Consider the following 12,968-nt stretch of genomic DNA (forward strand, 5'->3'; position numbering starts at 1 on the left):
CGGGGGCTGACGGTGCGTCGGCGGGTGCGGGTGGTTTGTGGTCGCCCGCGCAGTTCCCCGCGCCCCTTATGGGGCGCGTCCACTGCACGGACCTCAAGGGGCGCGGGGAACTGCGCGACCAGCCCCCCACACACCCGCACCCGACCGCGAACCGCTCCTCCCCCGCCCAGCTAGCCCGCGACAAACGTGCCGGCCACCTTGTCGTGCCAGCACTGGTGCCACGGGCGGTCGAACAGGCACCACGCGACCCCGACCACGCCGACGACCAGCAGACCCGGGACGCTGTAGACCAGCCAGCGGCGCAGGGCCGCCCCGAAGGACGGCGGCTCGTGGGCCTCGATGTCCCGCACCTCCAGACCGAGCAGCCTCTTGCCCAGGGTGCGGCCCCACCTGGCGGTGGGCAGCGCCTCGTAGCCGACGCCGAAGAGGAGCAGGACGGCGAGCACGATGCCCAGGTACGTGGACGTCGTGCCGTCCAGCAGCCAGACCGTGACCGTCTCGCCGGAGAGCTTGGCCTGGTCGATCTTGTCGTTGACGTGGTCGGCGGCCTTGACCCCGAGGGGTACGGCGGCCACGGCGGTGACGCCCGCGAGGACGACGGTGTCGATCAGCCGGGCGGCCAGCCGCTTGCCGAGCCCGGCGGGCCTGGCCTCCGCCTGGCGCCGGGCGGCGGCCTGGAACACGTCCTCCACGGGGGGCTTCCACGGGGCGACGGGCTGCTCCTCCCCGCCGGCGAGCCGGTGCACCTGCTGCGCCCAGGACGGCTGCCCGCCGCCCGGACCGGCCGCCGCGACCGGCCCCGGGGCGGCCGGCTGCGGCGCCGCCTGGTGGGGAACCGCGGGGCGGCGGGACCGCTCGTCGGCTGAGCGTGGGGCTGGGGCAGCGGCTGCGGGGCGGAGGGGAGGCGGAGACGGGCGTGGGGCCCTGCCCGGCGGCGGCCCGGGCGGCGGCGTCCTTGCCCGCCCCGAAACCCGGTCCTGAACGGGGACCCGCACCGGAACCGGAACCGGCCCCGCCGGACTGCGCGCCGCCCGCGCGCGGCGGGGCGACCGCGCGGAAGGTCATGGTGCCCTCGTCGGCCGCGGCCGGGGCGCTGCGCGGACCGGCCGCGGGACGGCGGAAGACGAAGGTGCTGCCCGCCTGCCCCTCGGCGCCGCCGGTCGCGGGGGCGCCCTGTGCGGCGGCGTCCCGCGCGGCACCGTCGCCGCCCGCCGGGTCCACGGAGGCGGCACGGGCCGGCCCACCGGGTCCACCAGGTCCACCGGATCCACTAGGTCCACCGGGTCCACCAGGTCCACCGGGTCCACCGGGTCCACCAGGGGACCGTCCCTCACCGGTCCCACCGGCCGCCGCGGCGGTCCCCGCGGCCTCGGCGCGGGGATCACCGGCGGCGCCGTCGGCGGGCAGCCCCGCCTGCCGGGCGTGCGGGACCCTCGGGTCCGCGCCCCGCGCCGGGCCGGGCCAGGCGACCTGCCGGGCCGGTGCGTCGGCGGGGCCGGAGGGGCCCGAGCGGTCGGCGCCCCAGGCCGCGGCGGGCTCCGGATGGCTGCCGTGCTGGGAACCGGTGGCGGGCGGCGGGTCCTCGACCGGGTCCTCGTCGAAGAAGTGCGGGCCGGTCTCCTCGACGGAGGGCCGCGCGCCGGGCGGAGCCGCGAGCGGCTCGCCGTCCTTGGGGGCGGGCCGGCTGGTGCCCGCCACCCAGGAGACGCCGTTCCAGTACCGGACATATCCGGGAATGGACGGGTCCGGGTAATACCCTTCGCGGGGCCTGTCGTCACCGGGGGCCGGGGTTGGGGCGCTCATGTCCGTCGTCCCGTATCTGCTCGGGGGTTGATAGGGGGCCTCAACATCTATCAGACGGGCGCAATCCGCACCGCCGGTCCCGCAGGACCCGCCCCTTTCCGGGCAACCTCGTGCAAGGACCTTCACCCCCGGGACAGAGTCGAGCCCGGAACGGGGGTCGGGAAACAGTTCCGCGAACCCGCGTAATGCTCGCGGCTTCGACCGCTCTCCCTCGTGCGGGCCCGTTCCGGACGCCCGCACGGCCCGCACGGACCGTACGAGGAGTGAGAGAGGAACCCCCGCGCCATGCACCCCGACCCCACCGGCTCCACCGGTCCCACACATTCCGAGAGCCCCACCCATCCCACCGGCCCCCACGGTCCCACCGTCACCGTCGTGGAACGCGAACTGGAGCTGAGGCTCATCGTGTCGCCCGAGTACGGCGTCCCGGTGCCGGCCCGGCTCGGCTACCGCAGCGACGACCCCTGCGCCGTCCACATCGCCTTCCACATCGACTCCGGCCACCCGGTGCACTGGACGTTCGCCCGCGATCTCCTGGTGGAGGGCGTCTTCCGGCCGTCCGGGCACGGGGACGTGCGGGTGTGGCCGTCGAAGGCCGAGGGGCGCAGCGTCGTACTGATCGCGCTGAGCAGCCCGGACGGCGACGCCCTCCTGGAGGCGCCCACCCCGCAGGTGTCGGCCTGGCTGGAGCGGACCCTGCGGACGGTGCCGCCGGGGACGGAGGGCGGGCAGCTCGGCATCGACGACGGGCTGGCCGAGCTGCTCGCCCGGTGAGGGCGGGCGGCCCGGGTCAGAAGAGTTTGCCCGGGTTGAGGATGCCCAGCGGGTCGAAGACCTGTTTGACGGCCCGCTGCATCTCCAGGCCCACCGGGCCGATCTCCCGCGCCAGCCATTCCTTCTTCAGGACGCCCACGCCGTGCTCGCCGGTGATGGTGCCGCCGAGCTCCAGGCCGAGGGCCATGATCTCGTCGAAGGACTCGCGGGCCCGCCGGGACTCGTCCGGGTCGCAGGCGTCGAAGCAGACGGTGGGGTGGGTGTTGCCGTCGCCCGCGTGGGCGCAGACGCCGATCGTGAGGCCGTACTTCGCGGCGATCCGCTCGATGCCCTCCAGCATCTCGCCGAGCCGGGAGCGCGGCACGCACACGTCGTCGATCATGGTGGTGCCCTTGACGGCTTCGAGGGCGGTGAGGGCCAGCCGTCGCGCCTGGAGGAGGAGTTCGGACTCGGCCGCGTCCTCGGCCGGGACCACCTGGGTGGCGCCCGCGGCCTCGCACAGGGCGCCGACGGCGGCGAGGTCGGCGGCCGGGTCGGTGGTGTCGAAGGCGGCCAGCAGGAGTGCCTCGGTGGTCTCCGGGAGGCCCATGTGGGCGAGGTCGTTGACCGCCTGGACGGTCGTACGGTCCATCAGTTCGAGGAGGGAGGGGACGTGTCCCCCTTCCATGATCGCGCAGAGCGCGTCGCAGGCGGCGGACGCCGAGGCGAACTCGGCGGCCAGCACGAGCTGCTCGGGCGGCTGGGGGCGCAGCGCCAGGACGGCCCGTACGACGATGCCGAGGGAGCCCTCGGAGCCGACGAAGAGCCGGGTGAGGTCGTATCCGGCGACGCCCTTGGCGGTGCGGCGGCCGGTGGACATCAGGCGGCCGTCGGCGAGGACGACGTCGAGGCCGAGGACGTACTCGGCGGTCACCCCGTACTTGACGCAGCACAGGCCGCCGGAGGCGGTGCCGATGTTGCCGCCGATGGTGCAGGTCTCCCAGCTGGAGGGGTCGGGAGGGTAGGAGAGGCCGTGTTCGTTCACCGCGCGGGAGAGTGCGGCGTTGACGACGCCCGGTTCGACGACGGCGACGCGGTCGACCGGGTTGATCTCCAGGATGCGGTCCATCTTGGTCAGGGAGAGGACCACGCAGCCGTCGGTGGCGTTGGCCGCGCCGGACAGGCCGGTGCGGGCGCCCTGGGGGACCACCGGGACGCGCAGTTCGGTGGCGGTGCGCATGACGTGCTGGACGTCCTCCACGGTGCGCGGCAGGACGACCGCGGCGGGGGCGCCGGCCGGGCAGAAGCTCGCCATGTCGTGGGCGTAGGAGGCGGTGACGTCGGGGTCGGTGAGGACGGATCCGGCGGGCAGTGCGGCGAGCAGCCGGTCGACGAGGGTGCTCCGGTCGCCGGGGGTGCTCCGGTCGCCGGTGCGGTTGACCGTCGCGGCTGCGTCGTCTTCGTCGCGAGGCGCTTCGATACGGCTCATGATCAAAGGCTCGCATCCACGGCCATCGGTGTGAACCCCGTCGACGGCACCCGCCGCCTGCCTGGTGTGATCGTCGTATTGGCGCACAGTGAGCGCCATGGAGGTCATGGAGAGGCGGACCCGGCGGGAACACGGCGAGGTACCGGCATCCGGGCGGCGGTCGCGGCGCGGGCGCCGGGTGCTGATCGCCTCCGTCGCCGGGGCGGCCGTACTCGGCGGGGTCCTGGTGCTGCTCCCCCGGGGAGCCGGTGACGCTCCCCCGCCCGCGCCGGGGCCCGCGGCGCTGGCGCGCGGGGCGGTCACCACGGGGGTACCGGCCGCGCTGCCGGACCTGGCGGCGCTGATCGGCGACCGGGAGACCCATCTGCGGGCCCATCCGCTGGACGGGGCGTCGTGGGCGGTCCTCGGCGCGGCCTACGTCGAGCAGGGCCGCCGGACGGCCGACGGCGCGAACTGGCCGAAGGCGGAGGAGGCGCTGCGCACCTCGCTGAAGACGGGGCCGAAGCGCAACCCGCAGGCCCTGGAGGGGCTCGCGGCGCTGGCGGTGGCCCGGCGGGACTTCCCGGCGGCGCGGAAGTGGGGCGAGAGCGCGGTGAAGGCGGCGCCGAAGCGGTGGACGGCGCACGCGGTGCTGGTCGACGCGTACACCGGGCTCGGCGACCACAAGGGCGTGGGCCGGGCCCTGGACAAGGTGATGGCGCTGCGGCCGGGCACCGCGGCCGTCGGCGCGCTGGCCGCGGCCGTCTACCGGGACCGGGGCTGGCGGGAGGACGCGGCGGCCCGGATCTCGGACGCGGCGGCGTCGGCCGGGGCTCCGGCCGAGCGGGCGGCGTACCTGGAGCAGGCCGGACGCCTCGCGTTCGAGCGCGGGGACCGCGAGGAGGCGCTGCGGTTCTTCCAGGAGGCGCTGCGCACCGACCCCGACCAGCGGGCGGCGCAGGCCGGGCAGGGCCGGGCGCTGGCCGCGCTGGGCCGCACGACGGAGGCACTGTCGGCGTACCAGGCGGCGCTGGCCAAGCGGCCGGGCCCGGAGTACGCCCTGGAGCTGGGCGAGCTGTACGAGTCGCTGGACCTCGGGCAGGCGGCGCGGGTGGAGTACGACCTGCTGCGGGAGCGGGCGCGGGGTGCCGAGGAGGCCGGGGCGGACGAGGCGCTGGTGCTGGGGCGGCTGGAGGCGGACCACGGGGACCCGGCCGAGGCGGTGCGCCTGCTGCGGGCCGAGTGGGGGCGGCAGCCGGGGACCGCGGTCGCCGACGCGCTGGGCTGGGCGCTGCACCGCACGGGCGCGGACGAGGAGGCCCTGGAGTTCGCGACGCTCGCCACCGACGGCGACAAGGGCGGCGGGGTGCGCAGCGCGCTGTACGTGTTCCACCGGGGGGCGATCGAGCAGGGGCTGGGGCGGTCCGGGCCCGCGCGGCGGCACCTCGGGGAGGCGCTGGCGATCAACCCGTACTTCTCGCCGCTGCGGGCGCCGGAGGCGAAGCGGGCGCTGACGGAGCTGGGCGAGCCCCCGGTGGAGGGCCCGCCCGACTAGCACCTGGGTGCGGACAGCACCCGCGCGGGTCAGAGGTTGCCGCGCTTCTCCTGCTCGCGCTCGATCGCCTCGAAGAGGGCCTTGAAGTTGCCCTTGCCGAAGCCCATGGAGCCGTGGCGCTCGATCATCTCGAAGAAGACGGTCGGACGGTCCTGGACCGGCTTGGTGAAGATCTGCAGCAGGTAGCCGTCCTCGTCGCGGTCGACGAGGATCTTCAGCTCGCGCAGGAGGTCGACGGGCACCCGGGTCTCGCCGGCCCACTCGCCGAGCGTGTCGTAGTACGAGTCGGGGGTGTCCAGGAACTCGACGCCGGCCGCCTTCATCGCGCGGACGGTCGCCACGATGTCGTTGGTGTTCAGCGCGATGTGCTGGACGCCGGCGCCGCCGTAGAACTCCAGGTACTCGTCGATCTGGGACTTCTTCTTCGCGACCGCGGGCTCGTTGATCGGGAACTTGACCTTGAGGGTGCCGTCCGCGACCACCTTGGACATCAGCGCGCTGTACTCGGTGGCGATGTCGTCGCCCACGAACTCCTTCATGTTCGTGAAGCCCATGACCTTGTTGTAGAAGCCGACCCACTCGTTCATGCGGCCGAGTTCGACGTTGCCGACGCAGTGGTCCACGGCCTGGAAGACGCGCTGCTCGGGCGGGGCGACCATCGGCTTGGCGGCGACGTACCCGGGCAGGTACGGGCCGTCGTAGCCGGAGCGCTCGACGAGGGTGTGCCGGGTCTCGCCGTAGGTGGCGATGGCGGCGAGGACGACGGTGCCGTGCTCGTCCTTGACCTCGTGCGGCTCGGCGAGCGAGCGGGCGCCGTGCTCGACGGCGTAGGCGTGGGCGGCGCGCGCGTCCGGGACCTCGATGGCGAGGTCGACGACGCCGTCGCCGTGCTCGGCGACGTGCTGGGCGAGGAAGCGGCCCCAGTCGGTCGAGGGCTTGATCACCGAGGTGAACACGAAGCGGGCGGAGCCGCTCTCCAGGACGTAGCTCGCGGTCTCCCGGCTGCCGTTCTCCGGTCCGGAGTACGCGACCAGCTTCATGCCGAAGGCGGTGGAGTAGTAGTGCGCGGCCTGCTTGGCGTTGCCCACGGCGAAGACGACCGCGTCCATTCCCTTGACCGGGAAGGGATCGGCCTGCCGGGCGGTGTCGGGAGTGTGGTGTGTGGTCTGCGTCATAGCCGCAGGTTCTCCCGTGTCCGCAAGGTGCGCAATAGTTTGCGTTTTCAGTGGGCACTCTGACCAGTGGCGGGCCGGTCGGGGCGGGCGATCTGTACAGGATGACCAGCCGGGAGGGCGTGGACGGTGGCGGGCAAGGGGATCGACCGGCTGGACGGGCGGATCATCGGTCTGCTGGCGCGGGAGCCGCGGATCGGGGTGCTGGAGATGTCCCGGCGGCTGGGGGTGGCGCGCGGCACCGCGCAGGCGCGGCTGGACCGGCTTCAGTCGAACGGAGTCATCCGCGGCTTCGGTCCGGAAGTGGACCCGGCGGCCCTCGGCTACCCGGTCACCGCGTTCGCCACGCTGGAGATCCGGCAGGGCCAAGGGGCCGACGTGCGGGCGCACTTGACGACGGTGCCGGAGGTGCTGGAGCTGCACACCACGACCGGTACCGGCGACATGCTGTGCCGGCTCGTGGCCCGCTCGAACGCCGACCTCCAGCGGGTGATCGACCGGGTTGTCGGTTTTGATGGCATCGTCCGGGCCGCCACGGCGATCGTCATGGAGAATCCCGTTCCGCTGCGGATCATCCCGCTGGTGGAGCAGGCGGCCGAGGACAGCGGCGGACACGACTGAGGCGGGCCCGATCCCGGAGGTGAGCGGACGTGAACTTCTGGGACTTCCTGGGCAGCCGCCACCAGCAGTTGCTCGCCGACGCCTACCAGCACGCCAGCGCCGTCTTCCAGTGCATGGTGGTGGCGACGCTGCTCGGGGTGCTGATCGGCGTCGTCACCTACCGCAGCGACTGGGCGGGGAACCTGGCGACCCTGTCCACGTCGGCCATCCTCACCATCCCGTCGCTGGCCATGATCGGCCTGCTGATCCCGATCGTCGGCCTGGGCGTGCCGCCGACGGTGACCGCGCTGACCCTGTACGGGCTGCTGCCGATCGTGCGGAACTCGATCGTCGGGCTGCGCGGGGTCGACCCGGCGCTGGTGGACGCGGCCAAGGGCATCGGGATGTCGCGTCCGGCGCGGCTGCTGCGGGTGGAGCTGCCGCTGGCCTGGCCGCCGATCCTGACCGGCATCCGGGTCTCCACGCAGATGCTGATGGGCATCGCGGCGATCGCCGCCTACGCCTCGGGGCCGGGCCTGGGCAACGAGATCTTCCGCGGGATCGCCTCGCTGGGCAGCAAGAACGCGCTCAACCAGGTCCTCGCGGGCACGCTCGGCATCATCGTCCTGGCCCTGCTGTTCGACGCGGCGTACGTGCTGCTGGGACGGCTGACCATTCCTAGGGGGATCCGTGTCTGAGATCGGTCAGGTCGGTGCCGCCGGGGCGGACGACCGCGGCGGTGCGGGCGGTGCGGGCGGTGCCACGGGGGCGACCATCGAGCTGGAGGCCCTCACCAAGGTCTACCCGGGCAACCCGCAGCCCGCCGTGGAGAACGTGTCGATGGAGATCAAGGCCGGTGAGACGGTCATCTTCGTCGGCCCCTCTGGCTGCGGGAAGTCCACCACCCTGAAGATGATCAACCGGCTGATCGAGCCCAGCGGCGGACGCATCCGCATCAACGGCGAGGACGTCACCGACATCGACCCGGTGAAGCTGCGCCGCAAGGTCGGCTACGCGATCCAGTCCTCCGGTCTCTTCCCGCACATGACCGTCGCCCAGAACATCGCGCTGGTGCCGAAGATGATCGGCTGGTCCAAGTCCCGCATCCGCTCCCGGGTGGAGGAGATGCTCGACCTGGTCGGCCTGGACGCCGGGGAGTTCCACAACCGCTATCCCCGCCAGCTCTCCGGCGGCCAGCAGCAGCGGGTGGGCGTGGCGCGGGCCCTGGCGGCCGATCCGCCGGTGCTGCTGATGGACGAGCCGTTCGGCGCGGTCGACCCGATCACCCGGGACCACCTCCAGGACGAGCTGATCCGCCTCCAGCGGGAACTGCACAAGACGATCGTCTTCGTCACCCACGACTTCGACGAGGCGATCAAGATCGGCGACCGGATCGCGGTGCTGCGCGAACGCTCCCACATCGCGCAGTTCGACACCCCGGAGGCGATCCTCACCAACCCGGCGGACGACTTCGTCTCCGGCTTCGTGGGCGCGGGCGCGGCCCTCAAGCGGCTGAACCTGACCCGCGTGCGGGACGTCGGCATCACCGACTACCCGACGGTGACCGTGGAGGACCCGCTCCAGCACATCTTCGCCCGGCTGCGGGAGTCGGGCACCAACGAGATCCTGCTCCTGGACCGGCGCGGGCGCCCCTACAAGTGGCTGCGGCGCGGCGACCTGATGCGGGCCAAGGGCTCACTGGCGCGGGCCGGGACGCTGGTCCACGACACGGTGACCCGGGACGCGACGCTGCGGGACGCGCTGGAGGCGGTGCTCACCGACAACGCGGGGCGGGTCGCGGTCACCGGGCGGCGCGGCGCGTACGAGGGGGTCGTCGACATGGAGACGCTGATGAACTCCGTGCACGAACTGCTGGAGGCCGACCGGCTCGACGCCCTCGAGCACCAGCACGACCTCGAGGAGACCCAGGCCGGGCAGACGCAGAGCGAGCAGGAGGGCTTCGGCGGGGTCGGGGGCCGCGCGTGAGCGGCTCCTCCCGGCCCTCCCCCGGCCGCCGTCCCGCGGGCGAGCACGAGGTCAAGGGGCTCGCGTTCCGGGACGGAAGTGATGAGCGGGACGAGCGGGACGACGAGGAAGGGGACGGTGCTCCCCCGCCGCCCCCGGCCGCGGCCGGGTCCCGGGTCGGCTGGCGGAAGCTGACCTTCCTGCCCGTGGCCCTGATCGCCGTACTGCTGGCGACCTGGCTGTGGTTCCGCGCGGCCGACCTGGACGCGCTCAGCCGCAACGCCCTCGGCAACGGCCAGGTCACCAAGGCCCTGTGGCAGCACGTGCAGCTCACGGTGATCTCCACCTTCTTCGTGCTGATCATCGCGATCCCGCTGGGCATCCTGCTGACCCGCGGGGCGTTCCGGAAGGCCACGCCGTTCGCGATGGCGTTCGCCAACATGGGCCAGGCGACCCCGGCGATCGGTCTGCTGGCGCTGCTGGTGATCTGGCTGGGCATCGGCCGCAGGGCCGCCCTGATCGGCATCATCATCTACGCCGTCCTGCCCGTCCTCTCCAACACCATCGCCGGCCTGAAGGCGAACGACCCGACGCTCCTGGAGGCGGCCCGCGGCATCGGCATGTCCCCGCTGGGCGTCCTCACCCGGGTGGAACTGCCCCTGGCCGTCCCCCTCATCCTGGCCGGCGTGCGCACGGCCCTCGTGCTGAACGTCGGTACGGCGACGCTGGCGACCTTCGGCGGCGGCGGCGGCCTGGGCGTGCTCATCACCACCGGCATCACCAGTCAGCGCATGCCGGTGCTGGTGCTGGGCTCGATCCTCACCGTCGCCCTCGCGCTGCTGGTGGACTGGCTGGCGTCGCTGGCCGAACTGCTGCTGCGCCCGCGGGGACTGGAGGTGGGCACATGAGGCGCCGTACCTGCCTGGCGCTGGCCGCCGTGCTCCTGGCGGCCCCCGCCGGGTGCGGTCTGACCAGCGGCTCGCCGATGGTCGACGACGTGGAGCCGGGCAGCATCGGGAAGGGCAAACCGCTGGAGGGGGCCGATCTGACGGTCACCTCCAAGGAGTTCACCGAGCAGCTGGTCCTGGGCGCGATCATGGGCATCGCCTTCGAGGCGGCGGGCGCGGAGGTGCTCGACCGCACCGGCATCCAGGGCTCCGTCGGCACCCGCGCGGCGGTGGAGAACGGCGACGCCGACGCCACCTACGAGTACACGGGCACCGCCTGGATCACCTACCTGGGGCACAGCAAGCCGATCCCCGACCCGGAGCAGCAGTGGAAGGCGGTGAAGGAGGCCGACGCGAAGAAGGGCCTGACCTGGCTGCCGCCGGCCCGCCTGAACAACACGTACGCGCTGGCCATGAACCAGGCCAACTACAAGAAGTACCGGACGAAGACCCTCTCGGAGGTCACCGCCCTGTCGAAGTCCGACCCGGGCGCGGTGACGCTGTGCGTGGAGGGCGAGTTCGCCAACCGCGCGGACGGGCTGCCGGGGCTGGAGAAGGCGTACGGGATGGACATCCCGGCGCGGAACATCACGCAGATGGACACCGGCATCATCTACACCCAGACCGCGAAGGGCGCCTGCACGTACGGCGAGGTGTACACCACCGACGGGCGGATCAAGTCCATGAACCTGGTGGTGATGGAGGACGACAAGAAGTTCTTCCCGAACTACAACGCGGCGCCCATGGTGCGCACGGCGACGCTGAAGAAGTGGCCCGCGATCGCCTCCGTCCTGGACCCGGTCACCAGGGCCCTGACCAACGACGTCGCGCAGACCCTGAACGCGAAGGTCGACGTGGACGGCGAGGACCCGCATCAGGTGGCGCTGGACTGGATGAAGGAGAGGGGCTTCGTGAAGGAGGGGTAGCGGGCGGTCCGGTCCGGGCCCGCGGTGGTCAGCAGGCGGGGACGTCGCCCTTGCCGCTCCGCAGTGCCTTGAGCGAGTCGACCGCGCCCTTGAGGGTGGTGACCGGCACCAGCCGGAGCCCCTTCGGCAGCTCGGCCCGCGCGTCCGAGCACTCCGCCTTCGGCACCAGGAAGACGGTGGCCCCGTCCCGCCGGGCAGCCTGCGTCTTGAGCGGCACGCCGCCGACGGCGCCGACCTTGCCGTCGTCGGTGATGGTCCCGGTGCCCGCGACGACCTTGCCCCCGGTGAGATCACCGGGGCCGAGCTTGTCGACGATGCCGAGCGAGAAGAGCAGCCCGGCGCTGGGGCCGCCGACGTCCTCCAGGCGGAGCTTGACGTCGACGCCGTCCCCGTCCATCCGGAGGTACCGGAGCGCGGCCGTGGTGGCCGAGTCCTGCGACTCCTCCATCTGCTCCCGGTTGTACTCCTCGATCTCGCCGACGTCGTCGCCGCTCGGGTAGACGGCGTCGCGCGGCATCACGGCCCGGTCGGTGTCGAACCAGCTGCCGAGCACGTCGCCGAGGTGGATGTCGGCGTCCGGTCCGGTCGCCTCGATCGTCGTCATCCGCAGCTGACCGCTGGTGGCGTGCGTCGGCGCCCCGCTGACGGTGATCACCTCGGCCCCCTGGTTCTCGCCCAGCACATCGGCCGTGAGCCCCGGCTGCGCCACGGAGAACGGCAGCGGCGCGAATACGGCGGTCGCGAGCAGCGCCGCGACGGGAAGGCCGCAGACGGCGAGGAACTGGGGGCGCGTGAGACGAGAGAGCACGGAGTCAATCTAACGTGGCGCCGTCCCGGCGGCTCGGACGCCCGGGGCCCGCCGGTATCGGCGCGCGCGGCGGGAGGTCACCGCAGCGCCTCCGCCACCTCCCGGGCCGCGTGCATCACGCGTTCGCCCACGCGCTCGGGGACGACGTCGGCCAGCATGACCACGCCGACGCTGCCCTCCACGCCCGTCACGCCGAGCAGCGGGGCGGCCGCTCCGCAGGCGCCGGCCTCGAGTTCGCCGTGGGTGAGGGTGTAGCCGGACCCGTCCACGGGCTCGCCCGCGGGCTGGGGCGGCTGGCGGGCGGCCAGGATCGCCTTGCCCGCGGCGCCCCGCTCCAGGGGGTGCCGGAATCCCGCGCGGTAGGCGACGTGGTAGTCGGTCCAGGTCGGCTCCACCACGGCCACGGCCAGCGCCTCCGCGCCGTCCACCAGGGTGAGGTGGGCCGTCGCCCCGATGTCCTCGGCCAGCGAGCGCAGCGCCGGCATCGCCGCCTCGCGGACCAGGGGGTGCACCTGGCGGCCCAGGCCCAGCACTCCGAGTCCGACGCGGGCGCGGCCGCCCAGGTCACGGCGTACGAGTGCGTGCTGCTCCAGCGTGGCGAGCAACCGGTACACAACGGTCCGGTTCACGCCCAGTTTGTGGGATAGCTCGGTGACGGTCAGCCCGTGGTCGGTGTCGGCCAGCAGCTTGAGGACCCGCAGTCCCCGGTCGAGCGTCTGAGAGGTCTCCGCGGTCACGACGCCCACTCCTTAGTGGTGAGGTCGGCGGCCCTCCTCGCGGGGTATGCGTCACCGAGTCCCGTCAGTGACGCGCTTCAGAGGCCGCCGATCGGCTGACGGCCCGGCATTGTCGCGGGCCCAGTCGCTTCACGGCTGCGCTCCGCGGCGGCGCTGCCACGGGGCGTGTGCGTAGCGGGACAGTAACGACCAGGTCCGCTCAGCGGAAGGCTCCGTCCAGAATCCGGGCGCCAA

Annotated in this window: 12 protein-coding genes and 1 pseudogene; 7 read left to right on the forward strand and 6 right to left on the reverse strand. The window is 73.3% G+C overall.

From position 1 onward, the window contains the following. Positions 1-170: 170 nt before the first annotated feature. Positions 171-692 (reverse strand): RDD family protein, encoded by a 522-nt coding sequence (locus BJ961_RS31545; RefSeq protein WP_271416179.1) that lies wholly within the window; start codon positions 690-692, stop codon positions 171-173. A gap of 1,018 nt (positions 693-1,710) precedes the next feature. Then, positions 1,711-2,145, reverse strand: a pseudogene (locus BJ961_RS36085) (hypothetical protein); the annotation flags it as partial. Here BJ961_RS36085 and BJ961_RS31555 point away from each other — a divergent pair. Next, a complete protein-coding gene (locus BJ961_RS31555; RefSeq protein WP_271416180.1) occupies positions 2,089-2,577 on the forward strand; it encodes an SsgA family sporulation/cell division regulator in 489 nt (162 codons plus the stop codon). The pseudogene BJ961_RS36085 and the gene BJ961_RS31555 overlap by 57 nt on opposite strands. Before the next feature lie 16 nt (positions 2,578-2,593). Here the strand turns inward: BJ961_RS31555 and BJ961_RS31560 are convergent, their stop codons facing one another. Next, a complete protein-coding gene (locus tag BJ961_RS31560; RefSeq protein WP_381159155.1) occupies positions 2,594-4,051 on the reverse strand; it encodes an FAD-binding oxidoreductase in 1,458 nt (485 codons plus the stop codon). A 91-nt stretch (positions 4,052-4,142) separates the two neighbouring features. On the opposite strand from BJ961_RS31560, the gene BJ961_RS31565 reads away from it, so the two are divergent. Continuing rightward, positions 4,143-5,579 (forward strand): tetratricopeptide repeat protein, encoded by a 1,437-nt coding sequence (locus BJ961_RS31565; protein ID WP_271416182.1) that lies wholly within the window; start codon positions 4,143-4,145, stop codon positions 5,577-5,579. Between the two features lie 29 nt (positions 5,580-5,608). Here BJ961_RS31565 and hppD read toward each other — a convergent pair whose 3' ends face one another. Further along, positions 5,609-6,754 carry a 4-hydroxyphenylpyruvate dioxygenase gene (gene hppD / locus BJ961_RS31570; protein WP_271416183.1) on the reverse strand — a complete coding sequence of 382 codons (1,146 nt, stop codon included), beginning with the start codon at positions 6,752-6,754 and terminating at the stop codon, positions 5,609-5,611. 126 nt (positions 6,755-6,880) lie between these two features. Between hppD and BJ961_RS31575 the strand changes: the two genes are divergently transcribed. The 5 genes from BJ961_RS31575 to BJ961_RS31595 are packed head-to-tail and all read left to right on the forward strand — an operon-like array spanning position 6,881 to position 11,189. After that, complete coding sequence (locus tag BJ961_RS31575) at positions 6,881-7,372, forward strand: Lrp/AsnC family transcriptional regulator (RefSeq protein WP_271416184.1); 492 nt, start codon at positions 6,881-6,883, stop codon at positions 7,370-7,372. Between the two features lie 29 nt (positions 7,373-7,401). Beyond that, positions 7,402-8,049, forward strand: coding sequence for an ABC transporter permease (locus BJ961_RS31580; RefSeq protein ID WP_271416185.1), 648 nt, complete (start codon positions 7,402-7,404; stop codon positions 8,047-8,049). A 1-nt stretch (position 8,050) separates the two neighbouring features. After that, positions 8,051-9,337 (forward strand): betaine/proline/choline family ABC transporter ATP-binding protein, encoded by a 1,287-nt coding sequence (locus BJ961_RS31585; RefSeq protein ID WP_381161269.1) that lies wholly within the window; start codon positions 8,051-8,053, stop codon positions 9,335-9,337. After that, positions 9,334-10,224, forward strand: coding sequence for an ABC transporter permease (locus BJ961_RS31590; RefSeq protein WP_271416186.1), 891 nt, complete (start codon positions 9,334-9,336; stop codon positions 10,222-10,224). Before BJ961_RS31585 ends, BJ961_RS31590 begins: the two co-directional genes overlap by 4 nt. Further along, positions 10,221-11,189, forward strand: a complete 969-nt coding sequence (locus BJ961_RS31595; protein ID WP_271416187.1) for a glycine betaine ABC transporter substrate-binding protein — start codon at positions 10,221-10,223, stop codon at positions 11,187-11,189. The genes BJ961_RS31590 and BJ961_RS31595 overlap by 4 nt, the downstream gene beginning before the upstream one ends. Before the next feature lie 28 nt (positions 11,190-11,217). On the opposite strand, the gene BJ961_RS31600 is transcribed toward BJ961_RS31595, so the two are convergent. After that, the gene (locus BJ961_RS31600) at positions 11,218-11,997 is read right to left on the reverse strand and encodes a YlbL family protein (RefSeq protein ID WP_271416188.1); all 780 of its coding nucleotides are present in this window, start codon (positions 11,995-11,997) and stop codon (positions 11,218-11,220) included. Positions 11,998-12,074: 77 nt separating this feature from the next. Continuing rightward, the gene (locus tag BJ961_RS31605) at positions 12,075-12,734 is read right to left on the reverse strand and encodes an IclR family transcriptional regulator (RefSeq protein ID WP_271416189.1); all 660 of its coding nucleotides are present in this window, start codon (positions 12,732-12,734) and stop codon (positions 12,075-12,077) included. Positions 12,735-12,968 lie beyond the last annotated feature (234 nt).

Origin of the sequence: Streptomyces lienomycini (genome assembly GCF_027947595.1) — a bacterium.
Classification (GTDB): domain Bacteria; phylum Actinomycetota; class Actinomycetes; order Streptomycetales; family Streptomycetaceae; genus Streptomyces; species Streptomyces lienomycini.

Coding starts and splice junctions, on each gene's coding strand:
- BJ961_RS31565 (WP_271416182.1), top strand. CDS start 4,143: ATGGAGGTCATGGAGAGGCGGACCCGGCGGGAACACGGCGAGGTACCG.
- hppD (WP_271416183.1), bottom strand. CDS start 6,754: ATGACGCAGACCACACACCACACTCCCGACACCGCCCGGCAGGCCGAT.
- BJ961_RS31595 (WP_271416187.1), top strand. CDS start 10,221: ATGAGGCGCCGTACCTGCCTGGCGCTGGCCGCCGTGCTCCTGGCGGCC.
- BJ961_RS31555 (WP_271416180.1), top strand. CDS start 2,089: ATGCACCCCGACCCCACCGGCTCCACCGGTCCCACACATTCCGAGAGC.